Annotated in this window: 14 protein-coding genes and 1 pseudogene; 4 read left to right on the plus strand and 11 right to left on the minus strand. The window is 72.4% G+C overall.

Translation table 11 applies throughout. The features are described from left to right. Nucleotides 1–109 precede the first annotated feature (109 nt). Nucleotides 110–1,378 carry an MFS transporter gene (locus tag HYQ63_RS19915; protein ID WP_179935179.1) on the plus strand — a complete coding sequence of 423 codons (1,269 nt, stop codon included), beginning with the start codon at nt 110–112 and terminating at the stop codon, nt 1,376–1,378. A gap of 59 nt (nt 1,379–1,437) precedes the next feature. Here the strand turns inward: HYQ63_RS19915 and HYQ63_RS19920 are convergent, their stop codons facing one another. The 3 genes from HYQ63_RS19920 to mshA all read right to left on the minus strand — a co-directional run bounded on the left by HYQ63_RS19920 (nt 1,438) and on the right by mshA (nt 5,211). Then, nucleotides 1,438–3,108 (minus strand): glycoside hydrolase family 55 protein, encoded by a 1,671-nt coding sequence (locus HYQ63_RS19920; protein ID WP_257231968.1) that lies wholly within the window; start codon nt 3,106–3,108, stop codon nt 1,438–1,440. Between the two features lie 121 nt (nt 3,109–3,229). Continuing rightward, nucleotides 3,230–3,742 carry a YbjN domain-containing protein gene (locus HYQ63_RS19925; protein WP_179935181.1) on the minus strand — a complete coding sequence of 171 codons (513 nt, stop codon included), beginning with the start codon at nt 3,740–3,742 and terminating at the stop codon, nt 3,230–3,232. Nucleotides 3,743–3,846: 104 nt separating this feature from the next. Continuing rightward, complete coding sequence (gene mshA / locus HYQ63_RS19930) at nt 3,847–5,211, minus strand: D-inositol-3-phosphate glycosyltransferase (protein WP_179935182.1); 1,365 nt, start codon at nt 5,209–5,211, stop codon at nt 3,847–3,849. A gap of 195 nt (nt 5,212–5,406) precedes the next feature. On the opposite strand from mshA, the gene HYQ63_RS19935 reads away from it, so the two are divergent. Next, nucleotides 5,407–6,219: a class I SAM-dependent methyltransferase gene (locus HYQ63_RS19935; RefSeq protein ID WP_179935183.1), complete on the plus strand. Its 813-nt coding sequence runs from the start codon at nt 5,407–5,409 to the stop codon at nt 6,217–6,219. A gap of 82 nt (nt 6,220–6,301) precedes the next feature. Here HYQ63_RS19935 and HYQ63_RS19940 read toward each other — a convergent pair whose 3' ends face one another. After that, on the minus strand, nt 6,302–7,174 hold the full coding sequence (locus HYQ63_RS19940; protein ID WP_179935184.1) for a helix-turn-helix transcriptional regulator: 873 nt from the start codon (nt 7,172–7,174) through the stop codon (nt 6,302–6,304). Between the two features lie 116 nt (nt 7,175–7,290). Here HYQ63_RS19940 and HYQ63_RS19945 point away from each other — a divergent pair, with 116 nt between their 5' ends. Further along, the gene (locus HYQ63_RS19945) at nt 7,291–8,319 is read left to right on the plus strand and encodes an aldo/keto reductase (RefSeq protein WP_179935185.1); all 1,029 of its coding nucleotides are present in this window, start codon (nt 7,291–7,293) and stop codon (nt 8,317–8,319) included. Between the two features lie 22 nt (nt 8,320–8,341). On the opposite strand, the gene HYQ63_RS19950 is transcribed toward HYQ63_RS19945, so the two are convergent. From HYQ63_RS19950 to mshD, 5 genes and pseudogenes are all read right to left on the minus strand, one after another. Next, the gene (locus HYQ63_RS19950; RefSeq protein ID WP_179935186.1) at nt 8,342–8,821 is read right to left on the minus strand and encodes an NUDIX hydrolase; all 480 of its coding nucleotides are present in this window, start codon (nt 8,819–8,821) and stop codon (nt 8,342–8,344) included. A gap of 31 nt (nt 8,822–8,852) precedes the next feature. Beyond that, nucleotides 8,853–9,992, minus strand: a complete 1,140-nt coding sequence (locus HYQ63_RS46065; RefSeq protein ID WP_373689214.1) for a CHAD domain-containing protein — start codon at nt 9,990–9,992, stop codon at nt 8,853–8,855. A 384-nt stretch (nt 9,993–10,376) separates the two neighbouring features. Beyond that, nucleotides 10,377–10,721, minus strand: a pseudogene (locus HYQ63_RS19960) (CHAD domain-containing protein); the annotation flags it as partial. 91 nt (nt 10,722–10,812) lie between these two features. Then, nucleotides 10,813–13,068, minus strand: coding sequence for an RNA degradosome polyphosphate kinase (locus tag HYQ63_RS19965; RefSeq protein ID WP_179935187.1), 2,256 nt, complete (start codon nt 13,066–13,068; stop codon nt 10,813–10,815). 309 nt (nt 13,069–13,377) lie between these two features. After that, a complete protein-coding gene (mshD, locus tag HYQ63_RS19970; protein WP_179935188.1) occupies nt 13,378–14,310 on the minus strand; it encodes a mycothiol synthase in 933 nt (310 codons plus the stop codon). Nucleotides 14,311–14,487: 177 nt separating this feature from the next. Here mshD and HYQ63_RS19975 point away from each other — a divergent pair, with 177 nt between their 5' ends. Then, a complete protein-coding gene (locus HYQ63_RS19975; protein ID WP_179935189.1) occupies nt 14,488–16,311 on the plus strand; it encodes a bifunctional UDP-sugar hydrolase/5'-nucleotidase in 1,824 nt (607 codons plus the stop codon). Nucleotides 16,312–16,372: 61 nt separating this feature from the next. Here the strand turns inward: HYQ63_RS19975 and HYQ63_RS19980 are convergent, their stop codons facing one another. After that, entirely contained in the window at nt 16,373–17,548 is a 1,176-nt protein-coding gene (locus tag HYQ63_RS19980; RefSeq protein WP_179935190.1) for a macrolide family glycosyltransferase, read from the minus strand. Between the two features lie 554 nt (nt 17,549–18,102). Beyond that, nucleotides 18,103–20,625: an ATP-dependent Clp protease ATP-binding subunit gene (locus HYQ63_RS19985; RefSeq protein ID WP_123107280.1), complete on the minus strand. Its 2,523-nt coding sequence runs from the start codon at nt 20,623–20,625 to the stop codon at nt 18,103–18,105. Nucleotides 20,626–20,936 lie beyond the last annotated feature (311 nt).

Below are 20,936 nucleotides of genomic sequence, written 5' to 3' on the forward strand. Positions count from 1 at the left end.
CGGTTGACGGACCTGGTCAATTGAGTGGCGGGCGAGGGGCACGCGGTCGTAAGTTGCGGATGCCGCTAGCGCCTCTTACATGGGGGTGTGTGACCGTGGGGGGTGCGCGATGTCCGTCGCCGGGTGGAGATTGGCTGCGAAGGAGAGCGTTTCGGGGTTGCCCCGGGCGTTCTGGTGGTTGTGGACGTCCACGCTGGTGAACCGGCTGGGCGGATTCGTGGCCACCTTTCTTGCCATGTACCTGACCGTGGAGCGCGGCTACTCGGCGACGTTCGCCGGGCTCGTCGGGGCGCTGCACGGGCTGGGCGGGGTGGTGTCGGCGGTGGTCGCGGGGGTGCTCACCGACCGGCTCGGGCGGCGGCCCACGCTGCTGGTGGCGCAGGTGTCGACGGCGGTCACGGTGGCCGTGCTGGGCTTCGTACAGGATCCGGTGGCGATCGCGGCGGTGGCCTGCCTGGTGGGCATGACGACCAACGCGTCGCGGCCCGCGGTGCAGGCGATGATGGCCGACATCGTCGCCCCCGAGGACCGGGTGCGGGCGTTCTCGCTCAACTACTGGGCCATCAACCTGGGCTTCGCGTTCTCCGCGATGGCGGCGGGGCTGATCGCCCGGCACGGCTATCTGACGCTGTTCCTGGCCGACGCGGGGATGACGCTGCTCTGCGCGCTGATCATCTTCGCCAAGCTGCCGGAGTCCCGCCCGGAGGGGGAGAGCGCGGGGCGCGTGGAGGGCGGAAAGGCGGTCGGGCTCGGGACGGTGCTGCGGGACCGGCGGTTCATGGCCCTGGTCGCGCTGACGTACCTGCTCGCGACCCTCTTCCAGCAGGGCTACGTGGCGCTGCCGGTGGCGATGGGCGCGGACGGGCTGTCCAGCGCGGACTTCGGGCTCGCGATCGCGACGAACGGGGTGCTGATCGTCGTCCTCCAGCTCCCGGTCACGCGGTTCATCGAGCACCGGGACCCGGCGCGGCTGCTGGTCGTCGCCGCGCTGCTGATCGGGTACGGCTTCGGGCTGACCGCCTTCGCCGGGTCGGTGGGGATGTACGCGCTGGCCGTGGCCGTCTGGACGCTCGGCGAGATCATCAGCTCGCCGACCCAGATGGGGCTGGTGGTCCGGCTCTCGCCGGTCCACGGACGGGGCCGCTACCAGGGGATGAACGTGCTGGCGTGGTCGCTCGCCTCGCTGACCGCGCCGCTGGCGGGCGGCGCGGTGATCGACCGCTACGGGGCGCCCACGCTGTGGGCGGCGAGCGCGGTGGTGGGCACGGTGGCCGCGGTCGGTTACGCGGTGCTGGGGCGGCGGCTCCGGGCCGACGACCCACCGGAGACCGTGGGGACGAAAGCGGTGGTGGTCGAGGGCGCGGGGGTGGCGGGCTGACCGGCGGGGTCGTACGGGCGCGGTGCGCAGTGCGGGGGTCTGCGCACCGCGCCCGTACGTCACCGCAGCGCGCGCTGCGCCTCGTACAGGTTGCGCGGGTGGACGGCCTCGGGGTGGCCGTAGGACTCGATACGGGAGTGGAGCGGACCGCTGAAGTCCGGTACGTCGATCTGGCCGAACTCCCGGACCTCGCTGATGCCGACCGTCGCGCTGTACGGGGCGACTCCGTCGATCTTCATGCAGCCCGCGCGCTGATTGGTGACGGTGACGTTCCAGTGGGTGAACCGGGCGCCGTACAGCGGGCCCGCCGTCGCGTCGCCGCCGTGCGCGCCGGTGTTGTCCACGGTGATCTGGGTGCGGACGTTGGCGAACGGCATGCCGCGGTGCGTGTCGAAGGTGCCCATCTCCATCCGGCCGCGTGACCAGACGTTGTAGCTGGACAGGCCCTCGACGTTGATGCCGTGCAGCTGCGTCCCGGCGGGCGCGGGCACGGTGGCCCGCGCGAGGACGAAGTCCTCGACCAGGTTGTCGTGCGAGCCCTCGCGGCAGCAGTACGGATGGTGGCTGCCGCGCCCCGAGACGGTGACCCGGCGCAGGGTGCACGCCTTCGCGGCGACGAGCAGGAAGCCGTTGTCGACGTTGTTGACGGTCACGTCGTCCACCCAGCAGTCCCACGCGCACTGGAGCGCGACGCCGTTGTAGCCCTTGTCGAGCAGGTGCTGCGCCTGCGGCGTCTCGACGACGTCGAGGGTGATCCCCTCGACGCCGGAGCCGGTCACCGGGCGGACGAGGGTGGTGAACCGTGGCTTCCAGGCGGGCCGGGCGTCGAGCGGCAGCGGACGGTCCAGGGTCACCCGGCGGCGGCGCCGGTCGACGGCGGTGATGCGGCAGGGCCATTCGTACGGGACGTACGAGGTCAGCTTGGTCTTGTCGGCCCAGGGATACCCGGCGGCGCCCGCCACGTCCCCGGCCATGTGCTGGAGCAGGGAGTGCGCGCCGTCGTCCGCGAGCTGGAACAGCACCCGGTCGCCGCGCCGGAGGGCGGCGGCGCTCTCCACGGGCACGGTCCAGTCGCCGCGCCGGGCGGGGCGGTCGACGGTGGTCAGGGTGCGCCACTCGTCGCGCCGGTTGCCGGTCCAGCCCTCGAACGGCCACGCCTGGGCCCTGATCGCGGCGGTGAGGGAGCGCCAGCGGGCGTCGGGACAGACCCAGATGAGGCCACCGGCCCAGGACCAGGACGACTTGGTGCCGCCGTACCGGCTGCCGTACGGCCCGATCAGCTCGGTGAGGTTGCGGGTCGCGTGCAGCGTGGTCCGCCCGCTGCCCGCGCCGCGCAGCACGACGTTGTCGTAGCCGATGCGGATGATGCCGTCGACGCGGTACGTCCCGGGCGGGACCACCACCGTGCCCCCGCCGCGCCGCCCGACGGCCTCGATGGCGCGGTTGATCGCGGGGGCGGCGTCGGCCGAGCCGTCGGGCCGGGCGCCGTAGCGCCGCACATCGGCGGCGACCGGGTGGCGGGGCAGCTCGGCGCGCCCGCCGCGGAATCCGGCGCGGCCGACGTAGGGGATCTGGGGGTGGCGGTACGGATCGGCGCGGAACTCGCGCCATAACCCCGCCGATGGTCCGGCCGCTGCCGCGGGTGCCGCGCCCAGCACACCCGCCGCGGTGCCCGCGGCCGCCCCCGCCGCCGCGCCGAGGACCGTACGTCTGTCGATTTCCCTGTCCATGAGGCCCACACCTTCCATGGATGTGAACGCCGTTCAGATGAGCGACGGGCGTGAGCATGCCACGGCAACCCTCGGCGCGGAAGGGGGTGGGACGAAGCCGGTCATTCGGACCGGAGAACGGTCACTCGGCGGCGACGTCGCGGGTCAGGTGGGCGAACGCCTCCAGATTGCGGGTGGATTCGCCGCGCGACGTACGCCAGGCGTACTCCTTGCGGATCGCGGTCGCGAAGCCCATCTCCAGCAGGGTGTTGAAGCTGCCGTCCGCGTTCTCCAGCACCGTGCCCAGCAGGCGGTCCAGCTCCTCAGGGGTGACGGCGGCGAGGGGGAGGCGGCCCACCAGGTAGATGTCGCCGAGCTGGTCGATCGCGTAACTCACCCCGTACAGGCGGGTGTTGCGCTCCAGCAACCAGCGGTGGACGGCCTCGTGGTTCTCGTCCGGGTGGCGGACGACGAAGGCGTTGATGGAGAGCGAGTGGCGGCCGACCCGCAGGGAGCAGGTCGTCGACAGCTTGCGCGTGCCGGGGAGCTTGACGACGTACGTGCCGTCCTCCGGGCTCTCCCACTCCAGCTCGGCGTCGTCCAGCGTGCGCTCGATGACGGCGTGGGAGTCGGCCTGGGGGGTGGTGTCAGCCATGGGCCGATCGTAGGCGACGCCGCTCACGCAGCGCGGCCGCGCGGACCGGACGGCGGCAGACCGCGGCGGACCGCGCACCACGGCGGACCGCGGTGTCAGCCATGTCAGCCATGGGCCGCTCGCAGGAGACGCCGCTCGCGCATCGCGTCCGTGTAGACCTCCGCGGTCGCCGCCGCGGCCGTGTCCCAGCCGAAGGACTGGGCGTGGCGGGCGGCGGCCTCGCCCATGCGGGTCGCGCGCCCCGGGTCGTCCGCGAAGGGGCGCAGGGCGCGGGCGTAGTCGGCGGGGTCGTGGCCGTCGACCAGGGTGCCGCTGACCCCGTCCCGTACCGCCACCGGAAGGCCGCCCACCGAGGCCGCGACGACCGGGGTGCCGCAGGCCTGGGCCTCGACCGCGACCAGGCCGAACGACTCGCTGTACGACGGCATCACCAGCACCGACGCCGCCCGGTACCAGTCCGCCAGCTGGTCCTGCGCGACCGGCGGTTGGAAGCGGACGACATCGCCGATGCCCAGGCGCGCCGCGAGCTTGTGCAGCCGCTCGGGCTTCGCGAGGCCGGTGCCGCTCGGCCCGCCCACCACGGGGACCACGATCCGCTCGCGCAGCGACGGCTGCTCCTCCAGGAGGCGGGCGACCGCGTGCAGCAGGATGTCGGGGGCCTTCAGCGGCTGTATGCGGCCCGCGAAGAGGGGTATCAGCGCGTCGGGCGGCAGCCCGAGCCGGGCCCGGGCGGCGGCGCGGCCGTCGGCGGGGCGGAACCGTTCCAGGTTCACCCCGGGGTGGACGACGGCGACCAGATCGCGGTCCGCCTCGTAGTGGCGCACCAGCTCCTCCGCCTCCTCGGCGGTGTTCGCGATGAGCCGGTCGGCGGCGCTGACGATCTGCTGCTCGCCGATGACGCGGGCGGCCGGTTCGGGAGTGTCACCGGCGGCGAGGGCGGCGTTCTTGACCTTGGCCATGGTGTGCATGGCGTGGACGAGCGGCACCCCCCACCGCTCGGCGGCCAGCCAGCCGACGTGGCCGGAGAGCCAGTAGTGGGAGTGGACGAGGTCGTAGTAGCCGGGCCGGTGCCCGGCCCACGCCTGCATCACCCCGTGCGTGAACGCGCACAGCTGCGCCGGAAGCTCCTCCTTGGCCAGCCCCTCGTACGGGCCCGCGTCCACGTGCCGCACGAGCACGCCGGGCGTCAGCTCGACGGTCGGGGGGAGGGTGCCGGTGGTGGCCCGCGTGAAGATCTCCACCTCGATGTCGATGGCGGCGAGGCGGCGGGCCAGCTCGACGATGTACACGTTCATGCCGCCCGCGTCACCGGTGCCCGGCTGGTGCAGGGGCGAGGTGTGCACGCTGAGCATGGCGATCCGCCGGGGACGCCGTAGGTGTGCGAGGCGCCGAAGGCGCTGGTGGGACGGGCCGCCGAAAAGCGTATGGGACCGGCCACGCAGGCCGAGCCGGGACGCGTGCTGGCTCACCGCGCGATACCTCCTTCTTCGGGGCGAGCTTTCTCTCCCTGCTTCCCCTCTGAGGCCACAACACCGGAACCAGCCATTCCCATTTCCGTTTTGCCAAAGTGTGACGTTCGGGATTCGTGCGGGGGTCCCCGGGGAGATCCCCTGGGCGTCGCTGCGTGGTCGGAGCACGGTCACGCAGCGCCTAGGCTGCTCGCCATGTCTGCCCGCGTGCCTCCGCCGATCCGCCCCATCGGATCGGCCACGCGCGGGACCACCAACCCCAACCGGCTGCGGCGCATGGACCGGTGGATCGCCGCCGTCCACGGCACCGCGCTGCGGCGCGCCGAGACGGCGGTGGCCGTCGACCTCGGGTACGGGGCCGCGCCCTGGACCGCCGTGGAACTGCTGCACCGGCTGCGGACCGTACGGCCCGGGGCCCTCGTGGTCGGGGTGGAGATCGACCCGGCGCGGGTCGCCGCCGCGCGGCCGTACGAGCGGGACGGGCTCGCCTTCGCGCACGGCGGGTTCGAGGTGCCGCTGCCGGGCGGGGTGCGGCCCGTGCTCATACGGGCGGCCAATGTGCTGCGGCAGTACGACGAGGACGAGGTCGCCGACGTCTGGCGGCGGCTGTGCGCGCGGCTGGCGCCCGGGGGCGTGCTGGTGGAGGGGACCTGCGACGAGATCGGGCGGCGGCACGTCTGGGTCGCGCTCGGCCCGGCGGGCCCCCGTACGGTCACCTTCGCCGCCCGGCTCGGGTCCCTGGAACGCCCCTCCGACCTGGCCGAACGACTCCCGAAGGCGCTCATCCACCGCAATGTGCCGGGCGAACCGGTGCACACCTTCCTCCGCGACTTCGACCGCGTATGGGCCGCGGCCGCCCCCTACGCGGCGCTGAGCGCCCGCCAGCGGTGGATCCGCAGCGCCCAGGCGCTGCGCGCGGCGGGCTGGCCCCTGACGGACGGTCCCCGGCGCTGGCGGCAGGGCGAGATCACGGTCCGCTGGGAGGCGGTGGCCCCGCGCGGCGGATGATCCGCGCCGCGCATGCGTGATCCGGGCCGCGCATGCGTGATCCGCGCCTGGGGCGCGGGGTTCAGGCCCGGGGGCGCGGGGTTCAGACGCGCGCGCCCGCCTCCAGACCCGCCTCCGCGTCCAGCCCCGCCGCCAGGGCCCGCAGCGCCTTCTCCGACGCGGACCCCTTCTCCGCCGTGTACGTGCACAGCACCTGCCCCGGATCCGCGGGCAGCACGAGCGCCTCGTACGTCACCACCAGGTCCCCCACCTCCGGGTGCCGGTAGCGCTTCGTACCGCGCATCCGCTCCTGCACCGCCTGCGCCTCCCAGCGTCGGCGGAACTCCTCGCTGCGTTCCCGCAGCTCATGGACGACCCGGCACAGCCGCGCGTTGCCCGGGGTACGCCCGATCTCGGCGCGCAGGCTGGCCACCGTGTCATCGGCGACCTCGGACCAGTTCGGGTGCAGCTCCCGCGTCCGGGGGTCGAGGAAGATCAGCAAGGCGCCGTTGCGCTCGTCCTCCGGAAGCACGTCGAAGTCGACGCCGATGCGGCCGCCGAGCCGGTTCCAGGCCAGGACGTCCATGCCCGGGCCGAAGACGAAGGCCGGGATCCTGCCGTCCATCGCCTCCAGCAGCCGAAGGATCTCCGGCCGCACGCGCGGGCGCGGGCCCGCACTCGCGAGGGCGTGCCGCCGCGGCAGGGTGATGTTGCGCAGATACGTGTGCTCGGACGGGGTCAGCCGCAGCGCCCGTGCCAGGCCGTCCACGACGGAGTCCGAGACGGCGGGGGCGCGGCCCTGTTCGATGCGGGTGTAGTAGTCGACGCTGATCCCGGCGCGCTGCGCGACCTCCTCGCGGCGCAGGCCCCGCACCCGGCGCCGGACGACGCCCTCCGGCAGCCCTACCTCGGCGGGGTCGAGCGCGGCGCGCCGCGCCTTGAGGAACGCCTTGATCTCCGGTTCGGAATGGCCCATCGGTCCATTATCCGGGTGGTTCTGGCAGACCCAGGTTGGGTCGGGCCTGGTCCGGTACTCGTCGGATGCGGAGGCTGTGTCCAGTTGCTCCGAACCACCCAGCGGGAGGCATACCCATGAAGCGCAGGATTCTCGGCGGCACCGGCATCTCGGTCAGCGAATACGCCCTGGGCGCGATGATGTTCGGCGCCCATGGGAACCGGGACCACGACGACTCGGTACGGATCATCCACCGCGCCCTCGACGCGGGCATCAACTTCGTCGACACGGCCGACATCTATTCGGCGGGCGAGTCGGAGGAGATCGTCGGCAAGGCCCTCAAGGGCCGCCGTGAGGACGTCGTCCTGGCGACCAAGGCCCATGGCTCCATGGGCGACGACGACAACCACAGCGGCAACTCACGCCGCTGGATCACCCGCGAGATCGAGAACAGCCTGCGCCGCCTCGGCACGGACTACATCGACCTCTACCAGATCCACCGCCCCGACCCGACGACCGACGTCGACGAGACGCTGTCCGTCCTGTCCGACCTGGTCCGGGCGGGCAAGGTGCTGGCCGTCGGCTCGTCCACCTTCCCGGCGGAGCAGATCGTCGAGGCCCAGTGGGTGTCCGAGCGGCGCGGCCACGTCCGGTTCCGCACCGAGCAGCCGCCCTACTCGATCCTGGCGCGGAGCGTGGAGGCGGCCGTGCTGCCGACCGCGCAGAAGTACGGGATGGGCGTGCTGAGCTGGGGCCCGCTCTCGGCGGGCTGGCTCTCGGGCCGCTACACGAAGGCGTCCGACATCGACCTGGCGGGCGGCGGCCGGGCGGCGCTGGAGCAGTTCAAGTTCGACCCGTCGCTGCCGGAGAACGCCCGCAAGCTCGAAGCCGTCGGTGAGCTGAGCAAGCTGGCCTCCGACGCCGGGCTGTCGCTGCCGCACCTGGCCATCGCGTTCGTACGCGCCCACCCCGCCATCACCTCGGTGATCATCGGGCCGCGGACGATGGAGCAGCTGGAGGACCTGCTCGCCGGGTCCGAGGTGGAGCTGAGCGCGGACGTCCTGGACCGGATCGACGAGATCGTGCCGCCGGGCACCGACCTCAACCGGGCGGACAGCTACTACGTGCCCCCGGCGCTCGCCGACAAGGCCCTGCGGCGGCGCTGACGTCCCGGGCCTGGCCCCGGGCTCAGGACTCGTCCAGCGCGGTGAGCAGCGCGTCCACGAGGGTGCGGTCGTGGTCGTAGGTGAGGCGGCTGCGGGCCGCATCCGGGGGCAGCCAGAGCAGCCGGTCGACCTCCCGGTTCGGCACGAACGCCTCGTCGGGGACCGCCTCGGCGGCCCAGTAGCGGACCTCCTTCGGGCGGCCCCTGGCGGCGTAGTGCAGCGTGGGCAGCTCCACGCCGGGCGTGCAGCCGATCCCGGTCTCCTCCACCACCTCGCGCACCGCGCAGTGCAGCGCGTCCTCGCCGCGCTTCAGCTTGCCCTTGGGGTGCGACCAGTCGTCGTAACGGGGCCGATGGACGAGCGCGATCTCCAGCCCGCCGTCCCGCGCGGTGTGCCGCGGGGTGTCCCGCGGGGTCCGGCGCGTGTGCCGCCAGAGCACACAGCCCGCCGCCAGCACGGTCGTCACGTCGTCTCGATCTCGGGATTCACCCTGACCGCTCATCCTGCCGTCTCGCCTCCCCTGGCGTCCGTCGTCAGGAAGCCTGGCCCACGACCCGCCGCCATATCCGGCCGAACGCGAACCGGGCCGCCTCCACCTCGTGCCGCTGGTCCGCGTGCAGCACGCCGAGTGCGTACGCCGTCGCCGGGGCGATCCGCGGCGTACGGGCCGCGGCCGCCGCGGCGGCGGCCGCCTCAGCCGCGTCGCGGTGCCGCTCCAGCGCCTGCCCGGCGGCCTCCAGCCGCGCGGCCTGGGACGGCTCCGCGTCCGTCGCCGCGGGCCTCGCCGCCATCAGGTCCAGCACCTCCAGTGCGTAACGCCGCATCCGCACCAGCCGCCGCACCTGGTGCCAGGGCGCGTCCTGCCGGTCGCTGGCGGGCGGCGAGTCGGCGGCGGGCGTCGCGGCGAGCCCGTGGACCAGCGCCTCCGCGTTGTACGGATGCCCCGCACGGCCCAGCGGAAGCGCCTCCACCGCCTCGATCAGCCGCCGGTTCGCCAACTCGGCGAGCGGCGGCAGCACCTGCTCGGCGGGCCGCCCGGCGGTCGCCTCGTCGAGCGGCACCTCGGAGGCGAGCAGCGCGACGGTGTCGGCGACCGCGTGGAAGCGGGACGAGCCGAGCGCCTGGAGCGCGGCGGTGTGCGCACGCGTCCGGGCCAGGGTGAGCTGACGCTCCAGCAACGCCCCGGCGCGGGCGGCCCCCACGGTCAGCGCCCCGCCCCGGGCCTCCTCCGGATCCCCGGCCCGCTGGTGCGCCGCGGTACGACGCTCCTCCGCACCGCCGCCCCGAACCCGGACCCGCGACGGCTCCGTCCCGCGCGCACGTCCCCCCTCGGCCCCGGTACGCCCACGCCCCGCCCGCGCGGGCGCGTGCCCGGCGGCAGCACCCGCGGCCTCCCGGCCGCCGACAACGGCCCCTCGGCCCGGCGCACCGGCACCGCCGGACGGCTCCGCACCAGCGCCCCCGCCCGGCGCACTCGTGTCCTCGGCACCAGCCACATCCGCGTCACCCACGCCATCGCGCCCGGCCGCGTCCTCGGCCTCCCGCTCGCCCGCGCCAGCACCCTGGCCCGGCGCACCGGCACCGCCCGACGGCTCCGCACCGGCTGCCCTGCCCGGCGCATCCGCGCCCTCGGCCCCGGGCCCGGCCCCGGGCATACCGGCCGCCCCGGCCATGCCCTCCGGTGGGGCGTCGGCGCTCCACTCCTCGTCGCGCTCGTACGGGCGGCGGGGCGGCGCCGTGTGGCCGGGCGCTTCCGCCGCCTCGTCCGGGTCCGGGCCCGGGCCGCCGCCGCGGGGGGCGCGGGGTGAGGGGTCCGGGGTTCCGGTGGCCAGGGAGACGCTGCGGCGGGCGGTGCGGGAGGAGCGGGGGGCGGCGCCCGGGGCGCCGTCGATCCCCGCCGTGACCCCGCCGCGCGCGGTGCGGGCCGCGATGGTGGTGGACCCGGAGGCCCCCACGGCCTCCGGATCCACGCCGGTGGCCGCCGGTTCCCCGGCCGCCGCGTCCCCCGGCGGCGTCCGGTCCGACGGTCCCCCCGTGCCCGAGAGCCGGTGCAGGGCGTCGCGCAGCCGGGCGAGCCGCCCGGCGTACGCGTGCTCCAGCGCCAGCGTGCCCGACAGCCACGCCAGCTCGGCGCGCAGTTGGTCGGACCAGGCGGTGTCGGTGATCGGGCGGTAGACGGAGAGCGCGCCGCTGATCCGGCGCGCGGCGCGGCGCAGCAGGCGGGCGGCCTCGGCCGCCTCCTCGACGTCGGCGCCGCTCTCGCCGTGCAGCCGCAGGCTGCGCAGGAAGTCCCCCGCCTGGGCGTGCAGATACGCCGACAGCACCTCGCCCGCGGTGGCAGGACAAGCAGGGCTGTGTTCGGATGCCGTCGCCACGGGCGGCTCCGCCGCACGCTTCGTCATGTCGTACCCCCCGGGACCCACGGCTGCGGCGGCGGTGCGGGGCGGGGTGCCGGGTGACCCTCCGGCCCCGGTAATCCCGACCAGCGGCAGGTCATGTCGTTGAACCACGCCGTCGCCTCCGGGCGTCTATGAGCATCTCCTGTACGTTCCGCAGCGGCTGTCCGTCCGCGTCCGTCGCATGCCGGGTCCAGCCGCCGTCCGGGCCCAGGTGCCAGGAGGAGGTGGAGTCGGACATGCCGGTCTCCAGCAGCCGGTTGAGCGAGGCGCGGTGGCCGGCGTCGGTGACCCGGACCAGCGCCTCGATGCGGCGGTCCAGATTGCGGTGCATCATGTCGGCGCTGCCGAGCCACACCTCCGGCTCGCCGCCGTTCCCGAACGCGAAGACGCGCGAGTGTTCCAGGAACCGGCCCAGGACGGAGCGGACCCGGATGTTCTCCGAGAGCCCCTCGACGCCCGGCCGCAGGGCGCAGATGCCGCGCACCCAGACGTCGACCGGCACCCCGGCCTGCGACGCCCGGTAGAGGGCGTCGATGACGACCTCGTCCACCATCGAGTTGACCTTGATCCGCACGGAGGCGGGCCGCCCGGCCCGGTGGTGGGTGATCTCCTTGTTGATGCGGGTGACGAGCCCGTCGCGCAGCGACTTGGGGGCGACGAGCAGCCGCCGGTAGTTCTCGCGCCGCGAGTAGCCGCTGAGCCGGTTGAACAGGTCGGAGAGGTCCGCGCCGACCTTGGGGTCGGCGGTGAGCAGCCCCAGGTCCTCGTACAGCCGGGCCGTCTTGGGGTGGTAGTTGCCGGTGCCGACGTGTGCGTAGCGGCGCAGGGTGTCGCCCTCCTGGCGGACCACCAGGGACAGCTTGCAGTGGGTCTTCAGCCCGACCAGGCCGTAGACCACGTGGCAGCCGGCCTCCTCCAGCTTGCGCGCCCACTTGATGTTGGCCTGTTCGTCGAACCGGGCCTTGATCTCGACCAGCACCAGCACCTGCTTGCCGGACTCGGCGGCGTCGATGAGCGCGTCGACGATCGGCGACTTGCCCGACGTCCGGTAGAGCGTCTGCTTGATCGCGAGGACGTCCGGGTCCGCGGCGGCCTGCTCCAGGAACGCCTGGACAGAGGTCGAGAACGAGTCGTACGGGTGGTGCAGCAGCACATCGCGCTCGCGCAGCGCGGCGAAGATGTCGGGCGCGGAGGCGGACTCCACCTCGGCCAGGTCGCGGTGGGTGCCCGCGACGAACTTCGGGTACTTCAGCTCGGGCCGGTCCGAGGCGGCTATGTCGAACAGCGCGGTGAGGTCGAGCGGGCCGGGCAGCGGGTACACCTCGGCGTCGGAGACCTTCAGCTCGCGGACGAGCAGATCGAGGACGTACGGGTCGATCGACTCCTCGACCTCCAGCCGCACCGGGGGCCCGAAGCGGCGCCGCAGCAGCTCCTTCTCCAGGGCCTGGAGCAGGTTCTCCGCGTCGTCCTCCTCGACCTCCAGGTCCTCGTTGCGGGTCACCCGGAACATGTGGTGCGCGAGCACCTCCATGCCGGGGAACAGCTCCTCCAGATGCGCCGCGATCACGTCCTCCAGCGGCACATACCGGTGCGGGGATGCCTCCAGGAACCGCGAGAGCAGCGGCGGAACCTTCACACGGGCGAAGTGGTCGTGGCCGCTGACCGGGTTGCGGACCACCACGGCGAGGTTCAGCGACAGCCCCGAGATGTAGGGGAACGGATGCGCCGGGTCCACCGCGAGCGGGGTCAGCACCGGGAAGATCTGCTGGCGGAACAGGGTGAAGAGGCGGGACTGCTCCTTCTCCGTGAGGTCCGCCCAGCGGATCAGATGGATGCCCTCCTCGGCGAGCGCCGGGGCCACGTCCTGCTGGTAGCAGGCGGCGTGCCGGGCCATGATCTCGCGGGACCTGGTCCAGATCTGCTCCAGCACCTCCCGGGGCTGGAGCCCGGAGGCGGAGCGGGTGGCCACGCCGGTCGCGATGCGCCGCTTCAGACCGGCGACCCGCACCATGAAGAACTCGTCCAGGTTGCTGGCGAAGATCGCGAGGAAGTTCGCCCGTTCCAGCAGCGGGGTCGCCGGATCCTCGGCCAGCTCCAGCACCCGCTCGTTGAACGCCAGCCAGCTGCGCTCACGGTCCAGGAACCGGTTGTGGGGCAGCTCGGTGCCGTCCGGGTCCGTGCCGCCGTCCTCTTCCTCGTACGTATCCGGATCGGCGTCGAGATCGGGATCCAGCGCCCGCACGGGCGGGGAGGCGACCGCGTGCGGACGGTGCGCCGCGATGGACCCGACCGACGGCTGGGGCTGGGGCTGCGGGACGTGGACCGGTGCCTGACCGCTGGACTCGTTCATGACCTCATTGTTCCGCGCCGCGACGACACGCGGCGTGGCGGAAGGCGGCGCGGTAGCGGCACGGAGCCTCCGGTTCGAGGGATGGGGCACAGCGGGCTGCATTCAGTGATGCTTGCAACCGAGATTGAACCGTCGGTAACGGAGACATGGCGTTTGGGAAATCGGGACTCGACCCGCAGGAGTCCCGACCACCCCTCCCGGAGCCTCCGATCCCTCCCGGAAAGCCCCGTCTCTCCCGGCTGGTCCGCCCCTCCCGGGACGCCTTCCCGGGACGCCTTCCCGGGACGCCTTCCCGCGTACTCCTTGCCCTCAGGTCTCGGTTCGATACATCAGATCCGTCTCGTGCGTGACGAACCCGAGCCGGTCGTAGACGGACACGGCGGCGAAATTGTCCGCGTCGACGTACAGCATCGCGGTCGGCAGCCCCTGCGCCGCCAGGTGCCGCAGCCCGATCGCGGTCAGCGCCCGGCCAAGACCGCCGCCCTGCGCGTCCGGCCGCACCCCCACCACGTACACCTCGCCCAGCCGCTCTTCGGCGTGCACCTTCGTCCAGTGGAAGCCGACGATCTCGCCCGCGCGCTCGGCCAGGAAGAACCCGGCGGAGTCGAACCACGCCTCGCCCTTGCGGTCGTCCAGGTCGCGCTGGGTGAGCGAGCCCTGCTCGGGGTGGTGGGCGAAGGCGGCGGCGTTCGCGGCGAGCCACGCCTCGTCGTCCTCACCGGGCCGGAAGGTCCGTACGGTCACGCCCTCCGGAAGCGTCGGCTCCGGGATGCCCAGCTCGTCCGGCGGGCCCAGCGGACGCCGCATCTGCCGCAGCTCGCGGAACAGGGTCAGCCCCAGCACCTGCGCCAGGTGCCGCGCCGAGGCGTGCCCGCCGTGCGCCCACACCCGCAGCCGCTTCCCGGACTCCTTCAGCAGCGTCACGCCCAGCGCCCGGCCGTGCCCCCGGCCGCGGTGCGCCGGACGCACCACCAGCTCGGCGGCCGGGGCCTCCACCGGGTCGGTGTCCTCCAGCTGCGCGTAGCCGACCAGCTCCCCGCTGGGCTCGCGCAGCACCAGGTGGCGCACCCCCTCCCGGCGCCCCCGCAGCTGCAACCGCCCCTGCTCGGAGACCGCCTGCTGCCCGTCGGCGCGCGCGGACTCGGCGATCAGCCGCAGCACGTCCTCCACCACTGCGGGCGCCAGTTCGTCCAGCACCTCGATCCGGCGGGCCCCGGCCGTCTCGTTCACCACGTCATCCATGGGACCGAGCGTACGTCCGCCCCCTTCCCCGGCAAGCCGCCGGACTCCTCGCCCCCGGCGCGGGTCACCCGGTTGACGACCGGCAACCAGCTCGTAACCTCCATCCCCCTGCCCCGCTACGCGCGTTGACCGTAAGCTGCCGCCCACCACTCACCACGGGGCACACAAGGGGACGACATGTCAGCGAGACCTCAACGGCGCGGAGCGGCACGCCGGTTGGCCACCGGAGTCGCGGTGCTGGCCACCGCCGCCGGGGTGCTGTCCGCCGCGAACCCGGCGGGGGCCGACGCCAAGGGGACCGACGCCCAGCGGCACCGGCCCGGCCGCACCGTCGACGTACAGCTGCTGTCCTTCAACGACCTGCACGGAAACCTGGAGCCCCCGCAGGGCTCCTCCGGCACCGTCACCGAAACCCAGCCGGACGGCACCACGAAGGCCATCCCGGCCGGTGGCGCCGAATACCTCGCCACCGCGCTCCGCCAGGCCCGCAAGGGCCACGAGTACTCCGTCACCGCCGCCGGCGGCGACATGATCGGCGCGAGCCCGCTGATGTCCGGCCTCTTCCACGACGAGCCGACCGTCGAAGCCCTCAACAAGCTCGACCTCGACGTCACCTCCGTCGGCAACCACGAGTTCGACGAGGGGCGCGCGGAGCTGACCCGCATGCAGAAGGGCGGCTGTCACCCCAAGGAGGGCTGCTACGAGAAGGGCAAGACCTTCAAGGGCGCCGACTTCCCGTACCTGGCCGCCAACGTCACCGACGACAAGTCCGGCAAGCCCATCCTCAAGCCGTACACCGTCTGGCGCCACAAGGGCGTGAAGGTCGGCTTCATCGGCGTCACCCTGGAGGGCACCCCCGACGTCGTCACCGCGGACGGCGTCAAGGGCCTGAAGTTCCACGACGAGGTCGAGACGATCAACAAGTACGCCAAGGAGCTCCAGCGCAAGGGCGTGAAGTCGATCGTCGCCCTCGTCCACGAGGGCGGAGCGCCCGCCTCCGCCGCGTACAACGACGACTGCGACAACGGCGGCGCGGGCAAGGGCATCTCCGGACCCGTAGTGGACATCGCCAAGAACGTCACCCCGAAGGTCGACGCCCTGGTCACCGGCCACACCCACGCGGCCTACGCGTGCACGATCCCGGACCCCTCCGGCACCCCGCGCACCGTCACCTCCGCCGCCTCCTTCGGCCGCCTCTACACCGACACCACCCTCACCTACGACCGCCGCACGAACGACATCGTGCGCACCACGGTGAAGGGCGCCCACGCGGCGAACCACGTGGTCGACCGCGACCGGCCCAAGGCCGCCGACATGACCTCGCTCATCGGCCGCTGGAACAAGCTCGCCGCCCCCATCGCGGGCAGGCCCGTCGGCTATGTCTCCGCCGACATCAACGGCCGCGGCTCGGGCGCGTACGAATCCCCGCTGGGCGACGTCATCACCGACGCCCAGCTCGAAGCGCTCGCCCCGGACGACAAGGGCGGCGCGCAGATCGCCCTCATGAACCCCGGCGGCATCCGCTCCGACCTCGCCTACAAGGCGTCCGGCAGCGAGGGCGACGGGGTCGTGACGTACGGCGAGGCGTTCACCGTGCAGCCCTTCACCAACATGATGAACGTCATCGACCTGACCGGGGCCCAGCTCATCACCGCGCTCCAGCAGCAGGTCAGCGGCTCCAACGAGGCATCCCCCAAGATCCTCCAGGTCTCGAAGGGCCTGACCTACACCCTCGATCTGACCAAGTCCGGCAAGGACCGGATCGTCACCGACACGGTGAAGCTGAACGGTGAGCCCATCGACCCCGCCAAGACCTACCGCGTCGCGATGAACGAATTCCTCGCGGGCGGCGGCGACGGCTTCCCCGCCTTCAAGGACGGCAAGAACAAGCTCGTCGGTGCCTCCGACCTGGAGGCGCTCAACGCCTACCTGGGCGCGCACTCGTCGGCGTCCACGCCCCTGAACCCGCCGAAGGCGGACCGCATCACCATCGTGAAGTGACCGCGTGAAGTGACCGCACCTGCGGCCCGGCCCGGCTTACGGACCGGGCCGCAGGCGTGTCTCAGCCCAGCATCTCCTCGATCAGGTCCGCGGCCCGCTCCGTGCCGCCCTCGGCCCGCACCTGGTCACGCAGGTCGGCGGCCCGCCGGGCCACCTCCCCGTCCGTGGTCAGGTCGAGCAGCGCGGCGCGCAGCACCTCGGCGATCGCGTCCGCCGTGTCGACGCGGCGGGCCACGCCGAGTTCGACGAGCCGGTCGGCGTTCACCGGCTGCTCGGCCCCCTGCGGTACGGCGATCATGGGCAGCCCGCAGTACAGGCCCTCGCCGCTGCTGCCCATCCCCGCGTGGGTGACGAACGCGTCGGCCTGCTTCAGGATCGACAGCTGCGGCACCCACCGGTGGACCTCGACGTTGGCCGGGACGTGCCCCAGCTCCTCCGGGTCGACGTAACGGCCGATCTGGAGCACGACGTGCCACCCGGGCAGATCGCCGAAGGCGGACAGGCACTCCCGGTAGAAGCCGGGCTGCCGGGTGTAGGCCGACCCCAGGGAGACCAGCAGCACCTTCCCGGCACCCGCGGGACGTTCCCACCAGCCCTGGTCGGAGCGGTCGCCGAGACACGGCCCGACGAACGTCACCACCTCCTCGTTCACCCGGTCCGCGTTCGGCTGCATGGCCCGGGGGATCACCGCGATCGCCCGCCCGGGCGGGCCGCAGAAGGCGTTCACGTCGGTGGTCGTCGCCCCGCAACCGGCCAGCCACGCGGCGAACTTCGCGTGGTACGCGTCGGCCCCGGGCAACGCCATGAGGTGCGCCGCGACCTCCTGTTCGTAGCCCTCCCAGCCGACGAAGGACGGCGAGAGCTGCACCGCCGGACGCCCCTGCGCCTCGGCGAGTGCCCGCCCGGCGTACCCGCCGATGTCGTACAGGTAGAGGTCGGCGGGGTCGTCGTCGTACGCGGCGCGCAGCTGCGGCAGCGCCTGGATCGCGTCGTCCAGGAAGACGGTCATCGCGGCGATGGGGTCCTCGGGCCAGTCGTTGTCGGCGACGGGCAGGGTCGAGCCGTACGGCACCAGTGCGGCACCGGTCGGCTTGATGACGTCCGCCAGGTACGAGTCGTTGGCGTACGTCACGCGGTGGCCGCGCGTCACCAGCTCCCGGATGAGCTCCAGGCTGGGGAGCGTATGGCTGATGGCGGGAATGCCGACCATCGCGATATGGGCACGGCGACGGGACATGAGAGATCACTCGATTCAGGTCTACGGCGAATGGGACACGACGAACCAGCGCAGCGGCGATCTCACCGGTGCGCTGGAGAGGGCGGCGTGTCAGCCGTAGATCTGAAGAAACGAGTCCATGCGGGTACGGTACCCCGGCCGTTCCCGCCGCCGCCTCCCCTTTTCGCGCCCCCGCCCGGGCCGAACTCAGCCCGCCATAAGCGACCCCTCAGCGGCGGGCCATAGGGTCAGCCCTGCGACGGGCCGCCCGTTCTCCCCCCTCTCCCGGCGGGCCGTCGCCCTCAAACCGCCCCGGGAAATGCCGCGGCCCTTTCCCCGCCCCGGCACCGGCCGCCCTCCGCATTTCGTGCACCGAATCTTTCAAGACGGAATGCGCGGCATTTCCGCCACCGCCCTCCGGTCGGCGGTCCGACCGCCACGCCGCGGGAATCGCCACGGGCCCGCAGCGGCCCGAGAAGGCCCGTAGAGGGCCGCGGGCGTGCCAGGACGACGAAAGGGGCCGCTGGACCGTCCGAAACGGTCCAGCGGCCCCTCAGCCGCTCACAAGGTGACGCTTATGCGTCCTTGCTCAGGTTCGGGCCTCCGCCGGCGGCGGACTCGATCGGCGGGGTGTCCGGCAGCGCCGACTTCTCCTCGCCGCGGAAGGTGAACTTCTTCTCCTCACCCTCGCCCTCGGTGTCCACGACCACGATGTGGCCCGGACGCAGCTCGCCGAAGAGAATCTTCTCCGACAGCACGTCCTCGATTTCCCGCTGAATGGTCCGGCGCAGCGGCCGGGCACCCAGCACGGGGTCGTAGCCCCGCTTGGCGAGCAGCTTCTTGGCGTCGCCGCTGAGCTCGATGCCCATGTCGCGGTCCTTGAGCCGCTCGTCCACCTTGGTGATCATGAGGTCGACGATCTGGATGATGTCTTCCTCGGTGAGCTGGTGGAAGACGACGGTGTCGTCGACACGGTTCAGGAACTCGGGGCGGAAGTGCTGCTTCAGCTCCTCGTTGACCTTGGCCTTCATCCGCTCGTAGCCGGTCTTCACATCGCCCTGGGCGGCGAAGCCCAGGTTGAAGCCCTTGGAGATGTCCCGGGTGCCGAGGTTGGTGGTCATGATGATCACCGTGTTCTTGAAGTCCACGACCCGGCCCTGGGAGTCGGTCAGCCGACCGTCCTCCAGGATCTGGAGCAGCGAGTTGAAGATGTCCGGGTGGGCCTTCTCGACCTCGTCGAAGAGGACCACGGAGAACGGCTTGCGGCGCACCTTCTCGGTGAGCTGGCCGCCCTCCTCGTAGCCCACGTATCCGGGCGGGGAGCCGAAGAGCCGCGAGACGGTGTGCTTCTCGCTGAACTCCGACATGTCGAGCGAGATCATCGCGTCCTCGTCGCCGAAGAGGAACTCGGCGAGAGTCTTGCTCAGCTCGGTCTTACCGACACCGGACGGGCCCGCGAAGATGAAGGAGCCGCCGGGGCGCTTGGGGTCCTTGAGGCCCGCACGCGTACGCCGGATGGCCTGCGAGAGCGCCTTGATGGCGTCCTTCTGGCCGATGACGCGCTTGTGCAGCTCGTCCTCCATGCGCAGCAGCCGGGAGGACTCCTCCTCGGTGAGCTTGAAGACCGGGATGCCGGTGGCCGTGGCCAGGACCTCGGCGATCAGCTCCTCGTCGACCTCGGCGACGACGTCCATGTCGCCGGCCTTCCACTCCTTCTCCCGCTTCGCCTTCGCGGCCAGGAGCTGCTTCTCCTTGTCGCGCAGGCCCGCGGCCATCTCGAAGTCCTGCGAGTCGATCGCGGACTCCTTCTCCCGGCGCACGTCGGCGATCTTCTCGTCGAACTCGCGCAGGTCCGGCGGCGCGGTCATCCGGCGGATCCGCATCCGGGAACCGGCCTCGTCGATCAGGTCGATCGCCTTGTCCGGCAGGAAGCGGTCCGAGATGTAGCGGTCGGCCAGGGTGGCGGCCGCGACCAGGGCCGAGTCCGTGATCGAGACGCGGTGGTGCGCCTCGTAGCGGTCCCGCAGGCCCTTCAGGATCTCGATGGTGTGCGGCAGCGACGGCTCGGCGACCTGGATGGGCTGGAAGCGGCGCTCCAGGGCCGCGTCCTTCTCCAGGTACTTCCGGTACTCGTCGAGCGTCGTCGCGCCGATGGTCTGAAGCTCGCCCCGCGCCAGCATCGGCTTGAGGATGCTCGCGGCATCGATCGCGCCCTCGGCGGCACCCGCACCCACCAGGGTGTGGAGCTCGTCGATGAACAGGATGATGTCGCCGCGGGTGCGGATCTCCTTGAGGACCTTCTTCAGGCGCTCCTCGAAGTCACCGCGGTAGCGGGAGCCGGCGACCAGGGCACCCAGGTCCAGGGTGTAGAGGTGCTTGTCCTTGAGCGTCTCGGGCACCTCGCCCTTGACGATGGCCTGGGCCAGTCCCTCGACGACCGCCGTCTTACCGACGCCGGGCTCGCCGATGAGGACCGGGTTGTTCTTGGTGCGGCGCGAAAGCACCTGCATGACCCGCTCGATCTCCTTCTCGCGCCCGATGACCGGGTCGAGCTTGGATTCGCGGGCGGCCTGCGTGAGGTTGCGGCCGAACTGGTCCAGGACGAGCGAGGTGGAGGGAGTGCCCTCCGCCGGGCCGCCGGCGGTGGCGGCCTCCTTGCCCTGGTAGCCGGAGAGCAGCTGGATGACCTGCTGCCGCACCCGGTTCAGATCGGCGCCCAGCTTCACGAGGACCTGGGCGGCGACGCCCTCGCCCTCGCGGATCAGGCCGAGCAGGATGTGCTCCGTGCCGATGTAGTTGTGGCCGAGCTGAAGGGCCTCGCGGAGCGACAGCTCCAGGACCTTCTTGGCACGGGGGGTGAAGGGGATGTGCCCGGACGGGGCCTGCTGGCCCTGACCGATGATCTCCTCCACCTGCTGGCGGACCGCCTCGAGCGAAATCCCGAGGCTCTCCAGGGCCTTAGCGGCGACACCCTCACCCTCGTGGATCAGGCCCAGGAGAATGTGTTCGGTGCCGATGTAGTTGTGGTTGAGCATCCGGGCTTCTTCCTGAGCCAGGACGACAACCCGCCGCGCGCGGTCGGTGAACCTCTCGAACATCGTTAATCGCTCCTCAGAGCGGTCAGAAAGATCGGGGACGATCCCCTCCCTGTCCTTCCGCATGCTAGTCCCGCAACCCGGGACAGCTCATTCCAACTGCCGACAACCGTCCGGATCGGCCCCACTCTCACAGGGCGCACAGCAGATGGCCTCCTGCCCGAACAGCCGACAACTGCTCCAACCCGATGGTGCGAGACGATGTTCCCGCAGGCCAGGCATATACGCCCACCGCCAGTACGCCGATGGCGAACGCCCCTTTCTCCCGACACGCGGACCGCCCCTCCCACTAGGGATGTCTTACCCGCAAGCAC

The organism is Streptomyces sp. Rer75, assembly GCF_013414305.1.
Taxonomy (GTDB): domain Bacteria; phylum Actinomycetota; class Actinomycetes; order Streptomycetales; family Streptomycetaceae; genus Streptomyces; species Streptomyces himastatinicus.

What these genes read in the sequence shown, in the direction of transcription:
- HYQ63_RS19915 (WP_179935179.1), top strand. Translation starts at nt 110, where the DNA reads ATGTCCGTCGCCGGGTGGAGATTGGCTGCGAAGGAGAGCGTTTCGGGG.
- HYQ63_RS19920 (WP_257231968.1), bottom strand. Translation starts at nt 3,108, where the DNA reads ATGGACAGGGAAATCGACAGACGTACGGTCCTCGGCGCGGCGGCGGGG.
- HYQ63_RS19925 (WP_179935181.1), bottom strand. Translation starts at nt 3,742, where the DNA reads ATGGCTGACACCACCCCCCAGGCCGACTCCCACGCCGTCATCGAGCGC.
- HYQ63_RS19935 (WP_179935183.1), top strand. Translation starts at nt 5,407, where the DNA reads ATGTCTGCCCGCGTGCCTCCGCCGATCCGCCCCATCGGATCGGCCACG.
- HYQ63_RS19940 (WP_179935184.1), bottom strand. Translation starts at nt 7,174, where the DNA reads ATGGGCCATTCCGAACCGGAGATCAAGGCGTTCCTCAAGGCGCGGCGC.
- HYQ63_RS19945 (WP_179935185.1), top strand. Translation starts at nt 7,291, where the DNA reads ATGAAGCGCAGGATTCTCGGCGGCACCGGCATCTCGGTCAGCGAATAC.
- HYQ63_RS19950 (WP_179935186.1), bottom strand. Translation starts at nt 8,821, where the DNA reads ATGAGCGGTCAGGGTGAATCCCGAGATCGAGACGACGTGACGACCGTG.
- HYQ63_RS46065 (WP_373689214.1), bottom strand. Translation starts at nt 9,992, where the DNA reads ATGGCCGGGGCGGCCGGTATGCCCGGGGCCGGGCCCGGGGCCGAGGGC.
- HYQ63_RS19965 (WP_179935187.1), bottom strand. Translation starts at nt 13,068, where the DNA reads ATGAACGAGTCCAGCGGTCAGGCACCGGTCCACGTCCCGCAGCCCCAG.
- mshD (WP_179935188.1), bottom strand. Translation starts at nt 14,310, where the DNA reads ATGGATGACGTGGTGAACGAGACGGCCGGGGCCCGCCGGATCGAGGTG.
- HYQ63_RS19975 (WP_179935189.1), top strand. Translation starts at nt 14,488, where the DNA reads ATGTCAGCGAGACCTCAACGGCGCGGAGCGGCACGCCGGTTGGCCACC.
- HYQ63_RS19980 (WP_179935190.1), bottom strand. Translation starts at nt 17,548, where the DNA reads ATGTCCCGTCGCCGTGCCCATATCGCGATGGTCGGCATTCCCGCCATC.
- HYQ63_RS19985 (WP_123107280.1), bottom strand. Translation starts at nt 20,625, where the DNA reads ATGTTCGAGAGGTTCACCGACCGCGCGCGGCGGGTTGTCGTCCTGGCT.